We start from the raw sequence: 17,268 nt of genomic DNA on the forward strand, positions 1-17,268 counted from the left end.
CCTGGTGCCGGCTCACCACCGCGTGCCGTTCGTTCGGGGCACCCTCCCGCCCACCACCCTGACAGCGCTCTGGCAAATGTACCCGCACCCGATCAGGCTGCGCCACCTGGCGTAGCGTCGTGCCGGTGTGCCCCAACTGGCCGTCCATCGCCCGCTGCTCGCCCTTGGGCAAGGCCGGCTGCACTCGCTTCTTTCGATACCCATCGCTGCTCGGCAGCTTGTGGCTGTTTCCGCTGTTCAGCTCCAGCTGACGCCGCAATTCGGCATTCGCGGCTTGCAAGCGGCTATTCTCCGCCTGCAGACAAGCATTCGCGGCTTGCAGGCGGGCAATTTCGGCTTCCAGCGAAGTCAATCGCTTGAGCAGGGCGTCGATTTCCAGCAGATTCTCGACCATGGCGATAGGTTAACTCATTTCCCGGAAAATGGGTAGGCAGTTACTCAAAATCTGACATATCAAAATATGTAACGAACATCTCATATCTACTCTTCCTCTATTCACCTAAACATCATGATCAGTGCGTACAATCGAGACGAAGCGGATGTGCACCAGGCTTCATTTTCATCCTGAATCTGACAAAGTTAGGAATCGGTATGATCGGCATTGGTGTTATCGGATATGGCTACTGGGGGCCTAATCTTGTGCGTAACTTTGCCCAAGTTGCCGGCGCACGAGTGGTTGCTGTTTGTGACCAACGGGCCGAGCGTCGTGCATTGGTCGAGCAAGTCTACCCGTCGGTGAAGACCTACGCTGATGTCATCGATATGCTGAAACATCCTGCTCTTGATGCGGTAGTGGTAGCGACACCAGTGTCGTCACACTTCGAGCTAGCCCTCATGGCCTTACAGGCCGGCAAACACGTGCTGGTCGAGAAACCGTTCACGTCAACTGTCGCCCAAGCCGAGCGGTTAATTAAAGAAGCCGAGAGTCGTGGGTTGACATTAATGGTTGATCATACATTTATCTATACCAGTGCCGTGCGCAAGATTAAAGAATTGATCGATAGCGGTACGCTTGGCACACTCTACTACTACGACTCGGTGCGGGTCAATCTTGGGCTTTTCCAAAATGATGTGAACGTATTGTGGGATTTAGCAGTCCATGATCTCTCGATTATGGACTATCTGGTTGGGGCCAGCCCAACGATGATCGCAGCGACCGGTATGGCGCATGTGTTGGGTAAGCCAGAAAATATGGCCTATCTCACCTGCTATTTTGCCAACAACCTCATTGCTCATTTTCATGTCAATTGGATGGCGCCGGTGAAGATCCGCCAAACCCTCATTGGTGGATCGGAAAAGATGATTGTCTATGACGACATTGAGATGAGTGAGAAGGTGAAGGTGTACGACAAAGGCATCATTATCAGCGAAAGTGAAGATGCTGTCTACCAGCGTCATGTTGGCTACCGCACCGGCGATATGTGGGCACCGCGGCTCGACAATGTCGAGGCCCTTAAGATCGAAGCTGAACATTTCGTGGATTGTGTGCGTAATGGGCGCCGACCGCTCTCGGATGGCTATGCCGGCCTGCGTGTCATCCGCATTTTGGAGGCAGCTTCGTATTCGATGGCGAATCGTGGTCAGCCGGTGGAACTGTCCGGTATGTAGTTGTGATTGCACTGCGCCTTTAACCGTGTAAAGGAGTATTTATGATCCCGTTCGTTGATCTGAAAGCCCAATATCTCTCGATCAAAGAAGAGATTGATCGAGCCGTTCTCGATACACTGGTGAGTACCCAATTCGTATTGGGAAAAGAGGTGGCAGCATTTGAAGAGATATTTGCCGCCTATACCCAATGCCAATATGCAATAGGTGTAAATTCGGGTACCAGCGCGCTGCATGTAGCGTTGCTGGCGGCGGGGGTTGGGCGCGGTGATGAGGTCATTACAACCCCACATACCTTTATCGCCACCGTTTCGGCCATTGATTATACCGGTGCGCGCCCGGTGTTTGTCGATATTGATCCGGTAACCTTCACGATTGATCCGGCTCAGATCGAAGCGGCGATTACACCACGGACCAAGGCCATTATTCCGGTGCATTTGTACGGTCAGCCCGCCGAGATGGATGCAATTATGGCGATTGCGCGCAAGCATGGGCTGGTCGTGATTGAAGATGCAGCTCAGGCACACGGGGCCGAATACAAAGGTCGACGGGTTGGTAGCATCGGCGATCTAGGTTGCTTCAGCTTTTATCCGGGCAAAAACCTCGGCGCGTATGGTGAAGGTGGAGCAGTAACGACCAATCACCCCGAACTGGCCCGCACCGTGCGTATGCTCCGTGATTGGGGTGCTGAGCGACGCTACTATCACGATCTTAAAGGCTTCAACTACCGCCTGGAGGGAATACAGGGCGCGATTTTGCGGGTCAAGATGCGCTATATCGAACAGTGGACAGAGCTACGCCGCGCGGCTGCGGCCCGCTACGATGCGCTGTTAGCTCCATTGGGGGTGCGTACACCGATTGCCCTCCCTGACCGGCGTCACGTCTATCACATATATGCAATCCGCGATCCGCGTCGTGATGAGTTACAAGCGTATTTGCACGAGCATGGCGTGAGTACCGGCATTCATTATCCGATCCCGGTACATTTGCAAAAAGCGTTCGCCGAGTTAGGCTATCGGTCGGGTGATTTTCCGCACGCCGAATCTGCTGCGGCTGAAGTTCTCTCGCTTCCGATCTTCCCCGAACTGACTGTAGAACAGCAACAGGTCGTGGCAAACGCGATGCAGGGTTGGATGCAGTCGATCTTTGCAGTTGAGTATGGAACAACCAACCGATAACGTGTACCTGAAGGATAACCTATGACAACAAAACGCATCTTGGTCACCGGTGGCGCCGGCTTTATCGGGAGTGAACTGGTGACACAATTGGCCGCTGCCGGCCATCGGGTTATCGTGGTTGATAATTTGGTCAACGGGAAACGCGACAATCTTGCCCACGTGCGCGATGCCGATGTGGAATTGGTCGTCGTTGATATACGTGATCGCGATGCTATGACCCGCCTGCTACGCGGAGTCGAGATAGTTTATCACTTAGCCTGTCTTGGCGTGCGTCACAGCTTGCACGATCCGTTCGAGAACCACGATGTCAATGCAACCGGCACACTTACGTTGCTCGACTTAGCGCGTCGTGCCGACGTGCCGCGCTTTGTGTATGTGTCAAGTTCAGAAGTATACGGCACTGCGCGCTGGGTACCGATGACCGAAGAGCATCCGACGTTTCCGATGACCGTCTACGGCGGAGGTAAGTTAGCCGGTGAGTGTTATACTCGTGCCTTTTGGGAAAGCTATCGCTACCCGACCGTCGTGGTGCGTCCGTTTAATAGCTTCGGGCCGCGTAGCCATCACGAAGGCGATAGCGGTGAGGTGATCCCAAAGTTTATGTTACGGGCGATGGTCGGCAAGCCGATGGTCATCTTCGGTGATGGCACCCAGACCCGTGATTTTACCTTCGTTAGCGATACTGCACGGGGTATTATGCTGGCCGGAATGGTCGAAATGGCGATTGGAGGCACGTTTAATGTTGGACAGGGCCGTGAAATCTCGATCAACGAGCTGGGTCGCACCGTGGCTGCCGTTGTGGGTAACCCGGAGACACCGATAGTACACGATGAACCACGACCGGGTGACGTGTTGCGCTTGTACGCTGACAGTTCACGTGCGCAACAGGTACTCGGCTTTACACCGACCATCTCATTACACGAAGGGTTACGGCGTTTGCATGAATGGTACCTGTCACGTGGGGTTGCCGTTGAGGATTTGCTGGCCGAAGAGCGGGTTCACAACTGGAAAAAAGAGGAGATTACGTGGCCATGACAGCAACAGTGAAACGCCACATCCCACTGACCAGGCCGGTGATGGGTTCTGCCGAGGCGGAAGCAGCGCAGCGTGTCATTTTGTCGGGTTGGATCACGCAAGGGCCAGAGGTGGCTGCATTCGAGCAAGAGTTCGCCGCTTACACCGGTGCTCAATATGCGGTAGCCGTCTCGAATTGCACCACTGCGCTGCATCTAGCCTTGTTAGCGGTTGGAATCGGTCCCGGTGATGAAGTGATTACCGTCAGTCATTCATACATTGCAACGGCCAACAGTGTGCGTTATTGCGGTGCTGAGCCGGTGTTTGTCGATGTCGATCCGCAAACGCACAACATGGATCCGTCGTTAATCGAGGCCGCTATCACGCCGCGTACCAAAGCGATCCTGACGGTGCATCAGATGGGAATGCCGGCCGATTTGGCGCAGATTACTACGATCGCCCAAACGCACGGTTTGCCGGTTATTGAGGATGCGGCTTGTGCTATCGGGAGCGAAATCTTCTGGCAGGGGCAGTGGGAAAAGATCGGCAAGCCGCACGGAGTAATCGCCTGTTTCTCGTTCCATCCACGCAAAGTGTTAAGTACCGGCGATGGTGGTATGCTCACCACCAATAATCCCGAGTATGCCGAGCTGTTTCGACTCTTGCGCCAGCATGGGATGAGTGTCAACGATCGGGTACGTCATCTCGCCAATCGCGTGATTTTTGAAGAATACAACGTTGTTGGCTACAACTACCGCATGACAGATATTCAGGCGGCAGTCGGACGTGAACAATTGCGGCGTTTGGCAGAGATCGTGCCGATCCGCCGACGATTGGCGGCCCGTTATGTCGAGCTACTCCAAACTATTCCGGGAGTTGGTGTGCCGGTCGAACCGCCGTATGCCCGTACCAATTGGCAAAGCTTCTCCATTTATCTGCCGGAATGGTGCGACCAGCGTGCGGTGATGCAATATATGCTCGATCACGGGATTGCCACCCGGCGCGGGATCATGTGTGCGCATCGCGAGCGACCTTACCACCGCTCTGAGGGCTATCATCTGCCGTGGTCAGAGTATGGGCAAGATCGCAGCATTATTCTGCCACTGTATCCGCAAATGACCGATGAAGATCAAGACTATATCGTCGCGACATTGGCGGCGGCCTGTACGCACTGATGATAAGGAGGTGGTCATGCAAACAACAACGGCCCCGCTATTATCGGTGACAGTGTTGAATTACAACTATGCCTATTATCTGCCCAATTGTCTCGACTCGATTTTGCAACAGAGCTTTCGCGATTTCGAGCTTATTCTGATCAACGATTGTTCAACCGATAACTCGTTGGCAGTGATCGAGCCGTACTTACACGATCCACGGGTACGTTTGATCCATCACGAACAGAATAAGGGCTTCGTTGCCTCGTTAATCGAAGGGATGCAGGAATCACGTGGTCGGTATCTTAGCGTTATCTCGGCAGACGATTGGGTAGTATCGCAGCATGCTTTCGCCCAACAGGTTGCCATTCTTGAACAGAACCCGCAGGTTGTCATGGTGTTTAGTGCCTACGGGCTATACGCCAATGAATGGACGCTCAACTTTGTCAGTCGTGCTGCTGATCATAGCTATATTCGTGATGGTCGTGACGTCTTTGCTGATTTCTTACTCAAGGGGTATCCGCAGCATAGCGGTACTATGATTCGCAAGAGCGCCTATGAAGCCATCGGAGGCTACGATCCTACCCTGATTTGGTCGCTTGATGCACAGATGTGGTTAGGCTTGTGCCATTTTGGCGATGTCGCCTATGTCGACGAGATGCTGTACGCTTACCGTCGCCACCCATCGAGTATGTCGAAAAATCCTGCCGCACTACGCAATGCGATCCTCGAACTGTTCCGTATTTTTGATTGGACGTTTAGTCTTATGCCGGCTGAGGAACGGCAGCGACAGCGATGGCTCTACCGCAAAGCGCGACAGCGGGCATTGATCTCGTTTGCAGCCGATGCCGTCTTTAGCGGCAACGTGCGGCTAGGCTGGCAGTTCTTCCGGGTGGGTTTACAAGTCAGCCCAGGGGAGACTCTCTTCCAAAAGGGTACGGTAGCGATGGCATTACGTGCGTTGTTGGGTGCTCATCTTTATCGGAGACTGTTCCAGCGTAGGCAAGCTATTTCAAACGATACAACCGTGTCATCGGCGGTCTAGGCACCGTGTTCGTAGGGGGAGGAACACGATGAGTCTGAAAACAGCGGTAACGCGGGTTGTCGATCAGATAGGCAATCTGATCCTCAGTCCGCCCTATGGCGGCTTTGGCTACTATTACAATCAAGGGCCGCGTACACGGCGAGCTGTTGCGTTTACGTTCGATGATGGGCCAGGCAAACCGTGTACCGAACAATTACTCGATACGCTCGGTGAATTAGGCGTAAAAGCGACATTCTTTTGTGTTGGATTGAGTGTGCAGTGGCATCCTGATGTGGTGCAACGTGCGTTTACCGAGGGGCATGTCATCGGCAACCATTCGATGATGCATAGCCGCAAAGCCGGCTTGCTCCTGCGTGGTGGTGAGCATATTGATGCAGCAGACGACGCAATTGCCCAAGTGATCGGGTGTCGGCCCCATCTCTACCGTCCGCCGTGGGGATGGCTAACACCGTGGGAAGGTCAACGTCTTCGGCAACGTGGGTATGCTGTGATTGGGTGGGATATTTACCCCGACGATTGGAAGGTGCCGGAAGTTCCGGCCGAGCACTTGGTAGCTCAAATCAAGCCCTTAGTCAAACCCGGTTCGATCATCTTAATGCACGATTCGGTGTCGAACCAGATACGGTGGGAGAAAACGGAGACAGCACGAGCGGTACGCTTGCTGACTCCTTGGCTACGTAGTGAAGGTTACGAGATTGTTACGGTGCCAGAACTGTTAGGTTTGCCGGCATACCGGTCATCATCTCGCGTGCCGAACACCGAGGGTTTTGATGTTAAGTGGTAAGGGGGGGAGATGAGCTTACCAACGATAAGTGCTGTTATTTGTACTCGTAATCGGGGTGAACGTGTTGTCAGTGCAGCCACGAGCATCTTACGCAACGATCATCCATCGTTTGAGCTGATCGTGGTCGATCAGAGTACTGATACGGTTACCGCGAACGCGCTTCAGCGTTTTCAAGCCGATCCACGCTTACGGTATGTGGCGTCGCCCACACAAGGGTTGGGCATAGCGCGCAACATTGGACTGCAACTCGCCCGGTCTCCATTTGTCGCCTTCACCGATGACGATTGCCGCGTACCGTCTACTTGGTTACAGAGCATCGAGTCTGAACTGACGCGCGAGCCACGCGCAGCCGTCGTGTTCTGCAATGTTGTGCCGGGACCGCATGATGAGTCGGCCGGTTTCATCCCGGCCTATCAACGTCGCCAACGGGCAGTTGTGCGTACCTTTTGGGCCAAATGTCGTGCGCGGGGAATCGGTGCCGGGATGGCTGTACGGCGCGATCTGGTCCTCGCCATGGGTGGCTTCGACGAGTCCTTAGGAGCAGGCGGGCGATTCCCTTCTGCGGAGGATGCCGATCTTGCCTTGCGGGCGATTGTGCATGGTTGGTATGTAGTTGAAACGCCTGCTACGTATGTGATTCACGACGGTTTTCGCACATGGTCCGAAGCACGCGAGTTGGCTACACGTGATTGGGAAGGGCTAGGTGCGGCATATATCAAGCCGCTGAAGGCCGGTTATTGGCGAGCAGGTATCGTGTTGTTGTACGAGTTACTCGTTCCGGCATTCATCGAGCCGCTGCGGCCCCTACTGCGCCTTCGCCGCCCACGTGGCTTAGGTCGGCTCATTGCTCTGATCCGCGGTTGTGTACGTGGGTTGGCCGTTCCCATTGATCCTGAACACTTGGTCTATCAGCGCGCTACGCGATCTGCCGTTGTCGAGCAGTCGTTGTAAATAGCGAGACTACCATGCTTGTATCAATTATCGTTCCTACCAAGCAACGCCCGCAAGCGTTATTTGACGCGGTCCAGAGTGTCTTTCGCAGTACCTATCAGAACTTTGAACTCTTCGTTGTTGATCAAAGTCCCGACAATGCAAGTTTGCAAATAACAGCGCCGTTCCATACCGATCCACGTTTTCACTATCTGTTCAATCGGCGGCCCGGTTTTGGGGCGGCTAGCTCACGCAATGTAGGTATCGCAGCCAGTCAGGGCGAGATTATAGCTTTGATCGATGATGATATCGAAGTGCGACCTGATTGGCTTGAACAGATCGTGGCTGAGTTTAGCGCCGATCCAGAACTCGATTTTATTGCCGGACGCCTCACCGCACCGCCGTATGATCCAGATACCGGCTATACACCCGAATTTGAGGCATGGCCGTATCTGTCACGGTGGCGCTTTCCCTTGCACGCTTCGGGTGCAAATTTCAGTATGCGTCGGCGTCTTTTGGATCGCATCGGTGGCTACGATGAATTTTGCGGCCCCGGTAGCCGGTTGCGCGCCTCCGACGATACCGATTTGTGTTGGCGCATTGTGCGCAGTGGTGCGCGATATAAAATCTGTCCTCATATTGAAGTGGTGCATACACACGGTTTCCGCTCGCGAGATGAGGCTGAAGCGCTCTTTGCTCGCTATCAATACGGTAATGGTGGTAATTTTGGTCGTTTCACTCGTCGTGGCGACCTATTTGCCGGTGCATGGTTTTTAGCTCGCGAAGTCAAGCTTACCTTCAAAGCGATTCCAAAAGCATTACGCGGCGACCGACGCGAGTTGTTCTTCGCGCGCCAGCGGTTACGTGGGTTTTGGGACGGATTCCGGTTGTCGCCGGACGAAGGGTTCGTCAGCGGTGCGCAATTGCGCCAGATGCGCGATGCAGCGCGTGCCGCTGAAGTGTTGCTGGTTGCTAGAGCGGAGGGGAACGCTAACGACTAAGCTGACGAATGAGATATACCGGTAGCAAAGTATAAGGCATAAGAGTGAGGAAATCCTGCTCTAGTTTGAAAGGGCATCTCCATGTTACGATAGTGTCGGTTTATGCTGTTCGTTGCTTGGTCGAGCACCATGTGCCTGTGCAACTCGCTAAACGAAACTAAAATGCGCAACGAAACTGTTAGCTCACATGTCTATTTTGTTTAGAACCTGTTCATCTCGATGAGCTACTATGATGGTGATAGCGTAAGGGAGCAACAGGTCATGCCATCACGTCCTCTTACCGATATTGTCAGCGACATTCTAGCCGTATTACGAGCGCGGTGGTATCTGCGCGGCGCTGAATTGGGGCCAAGAGTTCGGTTGTGGGGGCGACCGGTGGTACATAAAGGCGGACGTTTAGTTATCGGTGAGCGTGCGCGGCTGGTTTCGACCGTCGTGCCGCTAGAACTAGCCGTTGCTCCCGGAGCCTGTTTGGAGATTGGAGCAGGGACATTCATCAATTATGGGTGTTCTATTGCCGCGACTGAGCTGGTACGGATTGGTCCTCGCTGTAATATCGGTACTTACGCGATGATTATGGATAATGATTTTCACCGCCTCGAACCGGAACATCGCCAAGAACGACCGCCCTCAGCGCCGATTGTTCTCGAAGAGAATGTATGGTTAGGCGGACGGGTGACAGTGCTGAGTGGAGTAACGATTGGGGCGGGGAGTGTGGTTGGAGCCGGGAGTGTTGTGACCAAGAGTATTCCCCCGCGTTCGCTTGCTGCCGGCGTGCCGGCACGTGTGATTCGTCATTTGTAACGAGTATGAAGGATCAATTCCCAACGGTCAGTGTTGTCATTCCTACCTACAACCGCTGTGATCGTCTACAGCGAGTGTTAACAGCGCTTGGCAAGCAGACGTACCCCCATTCGTCTTTTGAGGTTGTGATCGTCTCTGATGGATCGACCGATGGTACTGTTGCGTTCTGCCAACACGCCCAAACGTCATTTCACTTGCACTTTATTCAGCAAGCCAACGCCGGGCCGGCAGCAGCGCGCAATCGGGGGATTGCAGCGGCTCGTGGCCCGATCATTTTGTTCCTCGACGATGATGTGGTTCCGGCTCCCAATCTTATTGCTGAACACATGCGGCTGCACAATGAACGTGAGCAGCGGGTAGTGCTTGGACCGATGCTGACCCCGCCTGATGCCCGCTTGTCACCGTGGGTAGCGTGGGAGCAGGCGATGCTGGAAAAGCAGTATCGTGCAATGACGAGCGGAATCTGGCCGGCAACGGCCCGGCAATTCTACACCGGGAACACTTCGTTGGCCCGGCAGTTGGTATTGGCAGCGGGTGGCTTTGATGAACGGTTTCGGCGTGCCGAAGATATTGAGTTGGCGTATCGGCTCAATAAGCTTGGTGTTGAATTTGTCTTTGCACCGCAGGCCGTCGGTTATCACTATGCCGATCGGAGCTTTACGTCGTGGTTGGCAACACCCTACGCATACGGACGAAATGACATCATCTTTGGCCGTGAACAGCAGGTTGATCTGCTCGGTTTTGTGCGTCGAGAATTTGCGCAGCGTAATCAACTAACCCGTTGGTTAGTGTGGGTTTTGCTCGACCGTCCACGGGCGAGTGCTCTTGTACTGATCATCTTACCCCGGCTGGCGCTACTAGCGCATCGGCTATTCGGTGAGCGAGGGAGCCGTCCCATCTACAGCGCGATCTTTAATTTGCGTTACTACCAAGGAGTGGCCGACGAATTGGGCGGACGCGACCGGTTCTTTGCAATGCCGACCATCGTTGAAGCAACACAACTCTGAGAGGAGCCGCCGATGTGGGAACTTTTTCTGCAAGATGCACGCCGTTGGGTCGTGCCAGGCCAGATCAGTACCGAACCACTCACACTACGTCAAGTCATTGTGCTGCTCTTTCGCCATTTGCCGTTACGGGCGATGTTCTGGTTTCGTTTGGGGTCATGGTGTAAGCAGCGTGGTATTCCCTTTCTCCCTGGCTATATCCAACGGCGGATCTACCGGCGTTACGGTCTTGAGATTGTTGTCGGAGCTGACATCGGTGGTGGGTTGTACATTGCGCATCCGATTGGGACGGTGATAGCGCCGCAACGTATCGGTCGGAATTGCACGATTGTAGCGGCGGTCACCATTGGGATGCGCAACGAATGGGCCTTTCCGATCATCGGTGATGAGGTGTTTATCGGTGCTGGTGCGCGGGTGTTAGGCGGCATTACGGTGGGTGATCGGGCGCGGATTGGTGCCAATGCCGTGGTGACGCGCGATGTACCATCCGGGGCAACGGTGGTAGGCATTCCGGCCCGCGTGGTGAAGATCAATGAAACACCAACCGAACGTGAAGGTGTTACCGAGTCGGTCGCTGGTTAACGGACAAGCGATAGCAGGTATCATTGCGTCGTATCGGTTGTTGGTTGGTGTGAAAAACTCAGAAAGCGGTGATGCATGATCCGTGTACTCTTCATTCTCGAACAACATCTTGGCCATCGCACATATGCCGAAAATCTGCGATTTGGATTCGCGCGCCAGCCGCAGGTGCAAGCTCAATGGGCTGAGATAACATACTATCAAGCCGGTGGCTTGATTGAACGACTACCCCTACCGAAGACAGTGCGAGGGATATTGCGTGGTCGGCAGCAGGTACGACAGGCATTGCGTCAGGCAGAGTATGATGTAGCCCTCTTTAATACGCAAGCACCTGCCGCCATTGCCGGAGGGATCGTGCAGCGGCGTCCGTATCTGATAGCAACCGATATTACTCCTCGTCAGTACGATGAAATGGCAAGTTTCTACCATCATCGTGCCGATCGACCGGGGATAGAGTCGTCTGTAAAGCATTGGCTGAATCGGCGGCTCTTTCAGCGTGCAGCGTGGGTATTACCGTGGTCGCACTGGGTACGTGACTCACTGATCCGTGAGTATGGAGTGCATCCCGATCGGATTGAGGTTATTCCGCCCGGTATCGATTTGTCCCGTTGGCAGCCGGCACGTGATCGAATGCCCGGCCCTTTGCGCGTGCTGTTCGTCGGTGGCGATTTTTATCGGAAAGGTGGACCAACCCTGCTAGCGGCCATACAGCAGCTTCCCATCCCGATTGAGGTGCATCTGGTTACCCGCAGCCCAATCGAACCAACTGCCGGTGTGTATGTTTATCGCGATCTTACCCCCAATTCGCCACGTTTAATCGAGTTATACCGTCAAGCCGACGTCTTCGTCTTCCCAACCCAAGCGGAGGCGTTTGGGATTGCTGCCCTTGAAGCGATCGCTTGTGGGGTGCCGGTCATTGCAACCCCGGTTGGTGGCCTTCCTGATATTGTGCGTGATGGGGTGAATGGCTTTCTGGTGCCTCCCAATGATCCGACGGCTCTTGCCGCCCGTCTACGCCTCTTGGGAGAGCAACCCGATACCCGATGGCAGATGGCGCAAGCCGCTAGACATCACGCCGAACGTTATTTTGATGCGGTGCAGAATGCAACACGTGTCGCCAAACTGTTGGCGCAGGCTGCAAACGTGACAACTGGTCTGTGCTTTCCTAAGCCTTACTACGATGAGTCCTCACGGTAACGCCCATACGCTGATTTCCCGGACGTGCCAGTCAGCGCCCCACCACCTATCGCCCCGAAACTCGATGCGAGTGACACCGGCCGGAATGGGCATCCAGTAACTGCGGAAATGTTCGTCTTTAAAGTAACGGGTGTCATGGGCTTGTACTTGAGCTGCTTGCCAAGTGCCGTTATCGAACCGAACTTGTAAATTAGGTCCGATGCCGGTGAAGCGGAGGCGAGCGTTGGCCGGTGCAGGTGCTGCAAGTGTGACAACCGGACTGGCGCGATCAACGTAGCGTCGGTCTGCAGCGATCATCGTAAACGGTCGGGTCGGAGTGATCGTTACATTGTCCCAGTGCCACGTCCCAGCGCGGCAGGTTGCACAATCTTTCAATGGATTGTACGAGTGATGACCAAACTGCACGACCCCTTGATCCCATCCGAGATCGGCGATGCGCGTATCGATCCAGTAGAAGTTGTAAGCTGGTATCCCGAACTTGATGTGGGTCCGCGAAATTTGTAATTCAAACGTGTCACGTCGGGTTGAGCTTGGGGTGAGAAAACGGTCATACGGGATCGGTGTCCCATCGATGACAGTTGGCTGGAAGTTGCGGTAGATCACCGCATCAAAGAAGTTCCCACTCAGATCCATTCGTATTTGGACAGCGTTGCGTGGTGGCCCACTCAAATCGACTGTCATATCGAGCGGGAGTTGAAGATGATCGTTGTACGGACTGATCCAAAGATCGATCCAATCGCGCAGACTAGTACGGAGCGTGGACACATCAAAGCGAATGGTAGCCGTCCCACCGCTAAAATCGACCATATGGTTGGGGGTCAGGTAGATCACGCCATAACCGCTTGCTTTGATAGCCGTCATCAGGTGATTGCGGCAGACGTATACTGCCTCCTCGTAGCTACTGATCGAACGCAAAGCAGGTGGTGGCGTACAATCGGTACCGTGCTCGGCAGGCATTGGTTCGAGTTGATACCATGTATTGACATCACGCGAATGTATCGTCACATCCCAATTAGGCGGGTTCCAGCTTTGTGGTTGTGATGGCTCGCCGGTAAACGTCTCGGTGAAGATTGACGGTTTCATGATCAAAGGGATAAACTGGCGAGTGCCAGCATTGGCAACGGCCACCGGGGATGGTTGTCGGCCAAGCCAGATCAAGCTACTCACTAAAATCAGACTCAAGGAGACGAGCAAAATCCGTTGTTGCATTGATGCCTCCCTATTTCTCGCGCAACAATGCCTTCAGACCCAGGGGAGAGTTGGTCTGAAGGCGTCGCTGCCGACTACGGAAACCCATAGTGTCGCCGAGGGGGAGGATTGACGGCCACACTATGGTGTTTCCATTCATCATGTCGTTACCGATAGCCAAAAAGTTACGGTTGTTAGCGTAATGCCAGCGGAATGTAGACCCGTGGCGAGAGCGTATTAGCAGTAATCCGCACTTCAGCCGGGACCGCATTGGCGATAGCTTGTACTGCACTCGCGGCATTCGACCACTCGCCGGTGCCATCGTTCACGTTGAAATAGGGCCATACCCATACTCCGGCATAACAATTAGAGCGTAGTTCAGCTAGTAATTGGGTAGGGGTACGGTTGGTGCCACTGGCATTGGCCGGTACTTCACCGATCACCATCGGTTTGTCAAAACGACCTTCGTACCAATCGTTGAACAGCGGTGAATAGCTCCAGTATGTCTCATCACCGTTCATCCAGCCGTAATAATGAATTTGGTAAAAATCGAGATAGCCTTGTGGATCGTAGGCAGTGAGGGCGGTATCATTCCAGAAATTACCGACAGCACCGAGTGCACCGGTGCTATTCCACTTCATCGAAGCACTACCTACGGTCGTTAATTGATTGGAATTACGGTGGATCGCGCCGGAGATCTCGGCAATGAACTGTTGCATTTGGGTTAGCGTTACCGGTTGGGTGACGTTATGAGCCGGTGTGAAGTGCGGTGGCTCATTGATCCCAAACTCCGGCTCATTAAAAATGTCCCAGGCCAACACATTCGGATGAGTGCCGATGGTATAACCGCTGCTGTCAACCGAATAGCGTAGCATCGGCAGCAGTGCATTATTGATAAATGAAGCTCGTTTAACCGGATCGACGATGAGATCGCGATGACCGCCTGCATGCTCGCCTCGTCCAGATACCGTCGAGTCTGCCATAAGCATGTCAAAGCTCCAGAGATTGAATACGAGATACACATCCTCTTCGGCAGCAATCTGAATCGCGCTGGCAAGAGCGGGTAAGAAATCGGCATCAAGACCGGTCACAGCACCGCCGCTGTTAGTATTAAACTCAGGTGCCCCACGACCATCGGCAAACAGCCACCAACGCACGGTATTAGCCCCTTGCTGGCGTAACGTGCGAAACATGATCCGAGTTGCGTTTGGATCGTAGGTGTGTTGGTTCCATTCCTCGACGGTTGCGAAATCGGCACCAAAGCCACCATTAAGCCACGGTACATTGGCACCTACCAAAAACCAACGACCACCAAAACGTTCAATGAGGTGCGACCGATCGGCAGGGCAGCTCAGGGGTGTTGCCGCTTGAGTTGGGATGAAGAGAAACGAGCTAATTATCAGGAGGCCTATCAGTGCGAGACGTAGTGTTTGGTGCATAGAACGTGTCTGGTTGTGCGATTAGCTATGACCGTTGCTCGCCTCCCGTACTGTAACACTTGATGAATAAAAAGTCATCATGATGCGAATAGTCATATAGTACTAAAAATAGGGGTAGTACTCCTCATGCGTGCGTACATATAGTGACGTACCGCCAAAAAAAGGAGAGGTGTTGCCTCGCAACACCTCTCCTCTGAGCTTTCCGAAACCCAGACTATCGCCGGGCGAAGAAATCCATCTGCTGTTCTTGAAATTGCCCCATCGAACGATACTTCTGGTAGCGTTCACGCAGAAGGGTGTCGAGGTCACGCTGTTGCAAATCGGTGAGATGGGAACGTAGCCGCTCACCGACGGTGGTAATTGCCGTAAGACGGTCGGCATGGGCACCACCGGGTGGTTCAGGGATTACCTCATCGATAATCCGAAGCGCATAGAGATCGGCTGCCGTCAATTTTAGCGCCTTGGCCGCTTCCGGTGCTTTCGCAGCGTCACGCCACAAGATAGAAGCCGCTGCCTCCGGTGGCGCCACGGAATAGATCGAATTTTCCTGCATCAGAATCCGGTCAGCAACGCTAATGGCTAATGCTCCACCGCTACCGCCCTCGCCGATAACGACAGCAATACTCGGTACCCGCAGCGTTGTCATCAGCATAATGCTTTCGGCGATAGCATTTGCTTGACCACGTTCTTCCGATCCCTTGGTAGGATCGGCGGCGGGTGTGTCGACAAAGCATATCACCGGCATACCAAACTTCTCGGCGTGACGCATCAACCGTTGTGCCTTGCGGTACCCTTCAGGATGCGGCATACCAAAATTGCGCCGCATATTCTCGCGGGTATCGTTCCCCTTCTGATGGCCGATGACCATCACCGTTTGGCCGGCAAATGTCGCCATACCACCCACGATTGCCGGGTCATCACCAAAGCGACGATCACCGTGAAGCTCGACAAAATCCTCACAGAGGGTAGCGATATAATCGAGCGTATGTGGACGTTGTGGGTGGCGCGCCAACTGCACGCGATCCCACGGTGTGATAGTTTCCTGCTGCGGAGTCTCTTCCATAACCGTTCCTCGCGTGATACTACATAATCGGTTGCGGCAATGTTGCACGTCGTGCTGCAAGATCAGCTTTTGCCGCCGGTGCTTGTCGCTGTTGATAGAGCTTTAGAATGCGAGCGAGCGTTTCCCGCATCTCACTCCGTGGCACCACCATATCGATCATACCGTGTTCCAGCATAAACTCGGCGGTCTGAAAACCGGCCGGCAGCTTTTGTCGCATAATCTGCTCGATCAACCGCTTACCGGCAAAACCGATGTTGGCACCCGGTTCGGCGATAATAATATCGGCTACCGAGGGATACGAGGCGGTCACACCACCGTAGCACGGATCGACCAGCAGAGCAATATGAGGCTGACCGGCTTCGGCAAGGCGAGTAAGTGCCATTGTGATCTTTGCCATTTGCATCAAGCCGATCACACCTTCTTGCTGGCGCGCGCCACCCGAGGTATTGATCGTCAACAGCGGTACGCCTAGTTCGGCTGCACGTTCGGCAGCACGGGCCATTTTCTCACCGTAGACGCTACCCATCGAGGCACCCATAAACGAGAAATCGGCCACAGCGATGCAGAGCCGGATACCACTGATAGCACCGACACCGGAGATCACTGCATCGGTCATACCGGTGCGCTGCTGCGTTTTAGCTAACTTGGTGGCGTAGCTCTCATCGGCAGCGACGAAGCCGAGCGGGTCGGTTGGTAGCAGGTTGGAATCCATTTCCCGGAATGAACCGACATCGAGCAGACCAATCCACTCGTGGGCACTCATCCGCATATGGTGCCCACATTTCGGACAAACCTTCAGATTGTCGTTAAGCTGCTTCTTGTAGATCAGCTCACGACATGCGCTGCACTTCACCCACAAATCGTCTGGGATTTGGGCGCTATCTATATCGTCGCGCCCGGTAAATCCTTTGCGGCTGAGGCGGAAGAACTCTTTCACTTTCTCCTACGCTTTCACTTGGCGCAGACTCGCGCGATCCGTTGGTGATTTTCTTCACAGTGGTGGCGTTGCTTTATATTATAGCATGAGATGTAAAGAGGTCGAATACTATCTGTAATCAAAGTGCTTTGAAAATGTCGGAGTCGTGTTGGGCTGACATCGGTTGCTTGTAAGTCGTTTTTAGCTCATTATTAAGCCAAAAAAGGCGTTTTTGCATCTCGATAGTTTTCTCGCTTGACAAAACGGGCAAGCCTTGCTATACTCCTCACCGTCAATCGCACGGCGGTTGACCCGGAAAACGGCCCACACGGGCACGCTCCGCACCAAACGACCCGTCGCTCGTCGG

Annotated in this window: 17 protein-coding genes; 12 read left to right on the forward strand and 5 right to left on the reverse strand. The window is 54.0% G+C overall.

The window, feature by feature from the left end:
- Window positions 1-394, reverse strand: a 394-nt coding sequence (locus tag AC01ZF_RS17265) for a DUF6444 domain-containing protein (protein WP_476575538.1), incomplete at its 3' end; no start/stop codon positions are given.
- 197 nt (window positions 395-591) lie between these two features.
- Here AC01ZF_RS17265 and AC01ZF_RS17270 point away from each other — a divergent pair.
- The 12 genes from AC01ZF_RS17270 (at window position 592) to AC01ZF_RS17325 (ending at window position 12,295) form a co-directional block, all read left to right on the forward strand.
- Window positions 592-1,608, forward strand: a complete 1,017-nt coding sequence (locus AC01ZF_RS17270; protein ID WP_424677217.1) for a Gfo/Idh/MocA family protein — start codon at window positions 592-594, stop codon at window positions 1,606-1,608.
- 41 nt (window positions 1,609-1,649) lie between these two features.
- Complete coding sequence (locus AC01ZF_RS17275; RefSeq protein WP_424677216.1) at window positions 1,650-2,783, forward strand: DegT/DnrJ/EryC1/StrS family aminotransferase; 1,134 nt, start codon at window positions 1,650-1,652, stop codon at window positions 2,781-2,783.
- 21 nt (window positions 2,784-2,804) lie between these two features.
- Complete coding sequence (locus tag AC01ZF_RS17280; protein WP_424677215.1) at window positions 2,805-3,818, forward strand: SDR family NAD(P)-dependent oxidoreductase; 1,014 nt, start codon at window positions 2,805-2,807, stop codon at window positions 3,816-3,818.
- Entirely contained in the window at window positions 3,815-4,972 is a 1,158-nt protein-coding gene (locus AC01ZF_RS17285; RefSeq protein WP_424677214.1) for a DegT/DnrJ/EryC1/StrS family aminotransferase, read from the forward strand. Before AC01ZF_RS17280 ends, AC01ZF_RS17285 begins: the two co-directional genes overlap by 4 nt.
- A 16-nt stretch (window positions 4,973-4,988) precedes the next feature.
- Complete coding sequence (locus AC01ZF_RS17290) at window positions 4,989-5,996, forward strand: glycosyltransferase family 2 protein (protein ID WP_424677213.1); 1,008 nt, start codon at window positions 4,989-4,991, stop codon at window positions 5,994-5,996.
- Window positions 5,997-6,024: 28 nt separating this feature from the next.
- Window positions 6,025-6,780 (forward strand): polysaccharide deacetylase family protein, encoded by a 756-nt coding sequence (locus AC01ZF_RS17295; RefSeq protein ID WP_428113752.1) that lies wholly within the window; start codon window positions 6,025-6,027, stop codon window positions 6,778-6,780.
- A gap of 9 nt (window positions 6,781-6,789) precedes the next feature.
- Entirely contained in the window at window positions 6,790-7,731 is a 942-nt protein-coding gene (locus AC01ZF_RS17300; protein ID WP_476575539.1) for a glycosyltransferase family 2 protein, read from the forward strand.
- Window positions 7,732-7,745: 14 nt separating this feature from the next.
- Window positions 7,746-8,711, forward strand: coding sequence for a glycosyltransferase family 2 protein (locus AC01ZF_RS17305; protein ID WP_424677210.1), 966 nt, complete (start codon window positions 7,746-7,748; stop codon window positions 8,709-8,711).
- A gap of 261 nt (window positions 8,712-8,972) precedes the next feature.
- A complete protein-coding gene (locus AC01ZF_RS17310) occupies window positions 8,973-9,515 on the forward strand; it encodes an acyltransferase (protein WP_424677209.1) in 543 nt (180 codons plus the stop codon).
- A 5-nt stretch (window positions 9,516-9,520) separates the two neighbouring features.
- Window positions 9,521-10,522, forward strand: a complete 1,002-nt coding sequence (gene epsD, locus AC01ZF_RS17315) for an exopolysaccharide biosynthesis glycosyltransferase EpsD (RefSeq protein ID WP_428113746.1) — start codon at window positions 9,521-9,523, stop codon at window positions 10,520-10,522.
- 12 nt (window positions 10,523-10,534) lie between these two features.
- Window positions 10,535-11,101 carry a serine O-acetyltransferase gene (locus AC01ZF_RS17320; protein ID WP_424677207.1) on the forward strand — a complete coding sequence of 189 codons (567 nt, stop codon included), beginning with the start codon at window positions 10,535-10,537 and terminating at the stop codon, window positions 11,099-11,101.
- 75 nt (window positions 11,102-11,176) lie between these two features.
- Window positions 11,177-12,295 carry a glycosyltransferase family 4 protein gene (locus AC01ZF_RS17325; RefSeq protein ID WP_424677206.1) on the forward strand — a complete coding sequence of 373 codons (1,119 nt, stop codon included), beginning with the start codon at window positions 11,177-11,179 and terminating at the stop codon, window positions 12,293-12,295.
- Here the strand turns inward: AC01ZF_RS17325 and AC01ZF_RS17330 are convergent.
- The 4 genes from AC01ZF_RS17330 to accD all read right to left on the reverse strand — a co-directional run bounded on the left by AC01ZF_RS17330 (window position 12,287) and on the right by accD (window position 16,922).
- A complete protein-coding gene (locus AC01ZF_RS17330) occupies window positions 12,287-13,504 on the reverse strand; it encodes a hypothetical protein (RefSeq protein ID WP_424677205.1) in 1,218 nt (405 codons plus the stop codon). The two genes, AC01ZF_RS17325 and AC01ZF_RS17330, sit on opposite strands and share 9 nt — an antisense overlap.
- A gap of 173 nt (window positions 13,505-13,677) precedes the next feature.
- Window positions 13,678-14,922, reverse strand: a complete 1,245-nt coding sequence (locus AC01ZF_RS17335; RefSeq protein ID WP_424677204.1) for a glycoside hydrolase 5 family protein — start codon at window positions 14,920-14,922, stop codon at window positions 13,678-13,680.
- Window positions 14,923-15,136: 214 nt separating this feature from the next.
- Complete coding sequence (locus AC01ZF_RS17340; protein WP_424677203.1) at window positions 15,137-15,985, reverse strand: acetyl-CoA carboxylase carboxyltransferase subunit alpha; 849 nt, start codon at window positions 15,983-15,985, stop codon at window positions 15,137-15,139.
- 19 nt (window positions 15,986-16,004) lie between these two features.
- Complete coding sequence (accD, locus tag AC01ZF_RS17345) at window positions 16,005-16,922, reverse strand: acetyl-CoA carboxylase, carboxyltransferase subunit beta (RefSeq protein WP_424677202.1); 918 nt, start codon at window positions 16,920-16,922, stop codon at window positions 16,005-16,007.
- Window positions 16,923-17,268: the final 346 nt, after the last annotated feature.

The organism is Chloroflexus sp., assembly GCF_056331925.1.

Bases quoted from the DNA above. Each gene is read 5' to 3' on its own strand.
- AC01ZF_RS17270 (WP_424677217.1), top strand. From the start codon at position 592: ATGATCGGCATTGGTGTTATCGGATATGGCTACTGGGGGCCTAATCTT.
- AC01ZF_RS17275 (WP_424677216.1), top strand. From the start codon at position 1,650: ATGATCCCGTTCGTTGATCTGAAAGCCCAATATCTCTCGATCAAAGAA.
- AC01ZF_RS17280 (WP_424677215.1), top strand. From the start codon at position 2,805: ATGACAACAAAACGCATCTTGGTCACCGGTGGCGCCGGCTTTATCGGG.
- AC01ZF_RS17285 (WP_424677214.1), top strand. From the start codon at position 3,815: ATGACAGCAACAGTGAAACGCCACATCCCACTGACCAGGCCGGTGATG.
- AC01ZF_RS17290 (WP_424677213.1), top strand. From the start codon at position 4,989: ATGCAAACAACAACGGCCCCGCTATTATCGGTGACAGTGTTGAATTAC.
- AC01ZF_RS17295 (WP_428113752.1), top strand. From the start codon at position 6,025: ATGAGTCTGAAAACAGCGGTAACGCGGGTTGTCGATCAGATAGGCAAT.
- AC01ZF_RS17300 (WP_476575539.1), top strand. From the start codon at position 6,790: ATGAGCTTACCAACGATAAGTGCTGTTATTTGTACTCGTAATCGGGGT.
- AC01ZF_RS17305 (WP_424677210.1), top strand. From the start codon at position 7,746: ATGCTTGTATCAATTATCGTTCCTACCAAGCAACGCCCGCAAGCGTTA.
- AC01ZF_RS17310 (WP_424677209.1), top strand. From the start codon at position 8,973: ATGCCATCACGTCCTCTTACCGATATTGTCAGCGACATTCTAGCCGTA.
- epsD (WP_428113746.1), top strand. From the start codon at position 9,521: ATGAAGGATCAATTCCCAACGGTCAGTGTTGTCATTCCTACCTACAAC.
- AC01ZF_RS17320 (WP_424677207.1), top strand. From the start codon at position 10,535: ATGTGGGAACTTTTTCTGCAAGATGCACGCCGTTGGGTCGTGCCAGGC.
- AC01ZF_RS17325 (WP_424677206.1), top strand. From the start codon at position 11,177: ATGATCCGTGTACTCTTCATTCTCGAACAACATCTTGGCCATCGCACA.
- AC01ZF_RS17330 (WP_424677205.1), bottom strand. From the start codon at position 13,504: ATGCAACAACGGATTTTGCTCGTCTCCTTGAGTCTGATTTTAGTGAGT.
- AC01ZF_RS17335 (WP_424677204.1), bottom strand. From the start codon at position 14,922: ATGCACCAAACACTACGTCTCGCACTGATAGGCCTCCTGATAATTAGC.
- AC01ZF_RS17340 (WP_424677203.1), bottom strand. From the start codon at position 15,985: ATGGAAGAGACTCCGCAGCAGGAAACTATCACACCGTGGGATCGCGTG.